Origin of the sequence: Streptococcus sp. 339, assembly GCF_013277285.1 — a bacterium.
Lineage (GTDB): Bacteria > Bacillota > Bacilli > Lactobacillales > Streptococcaceae > Streptococcus > Streptococcus pseudopneumoniae.
The window spans coordinates 1-621 of the sequence record NZ_VMMR01000131.1 but is presented as its reverse complement, the minus strand read 5'-3'; the positions used below and the strand labels follow the sequence as shown (position 1 = coordinate 621).

2 protein-coding genes are annotated in these 621 nt (G+C 38.8%); both read left to right on the top strand.

Annotated features, from left to right (window positions below):
* Positions 1–112 precede the first annotated feature (112 nt).
* A complete protein-coding gene (locus HT736_RS11385; protein WP_031223047.1) occupies positions 113–298 on the top strand; it encodes a hypothetical protein in 186 nt (61 codons plus the stop codon).
* Positions 279–621, top strand: a 343-nt coding sequence (tnpB, locus tag HT736_RS11380; RefSeq protein ID WP_172931058.1) for an IS66 family insertion sequence element accessory protein TnpB, incomplete at its 3' end; no start/stop codon positions are given. The genes HT736_RS11385 and tnpB, both read left to right, overlap by 20 nt.

Below are 621 nucleotides of genomic sequence, written 5' to 3'. Positions count from 1 at the left end.
TTCGTTATTGGGCGGTTACCATAAGTGTAAGCGCGTCATAACAAGGTATCTATCATTCATGGAAGACCTCCTGTATACTATTAGTAAAGTAAAACTATTGGAGGATATTTTAATGCCACAACCTATTGTTCCTGTAGAGATTCCACAATCTCGTCGTTTTGATTCTAAAAAGAGAAATGATATTCTGCTTAAAATTCGTATTGGCAAGCTTGAAGTAAGTTTTTTTCAATCCCTCAATCTCGAAATGATAGAAGAGCTTTTGGATAAGGTGTTGCTCTATGACAATTCATCTATCTAGCCTAGGGCAGGTCTATCTCGTATGTGGGAAAACGGATATGAGACAAGGCATTGATTCACTGGCTTATCTCATTAAAACCCACTTTGAATTGGATCCTTTCTCAGGTCAAGTCTTTCTCTTTTGTGGTGGACGTAAAGACCGCTTTAAAGCTCTTTACTGGGATGGTCAAGGATTTTGGCTACTATATAAACGCTTTGAGAACGGTAAGTTGACTTGGCCAAGTACAGAAAAGGATGTCAAAGCTCTCACACCTGAACAAGTAGACTGGCTGATGAAGGGCTTTTCTATCACTCCCCAAATAAATTCATCAGAAAGTCGTGATT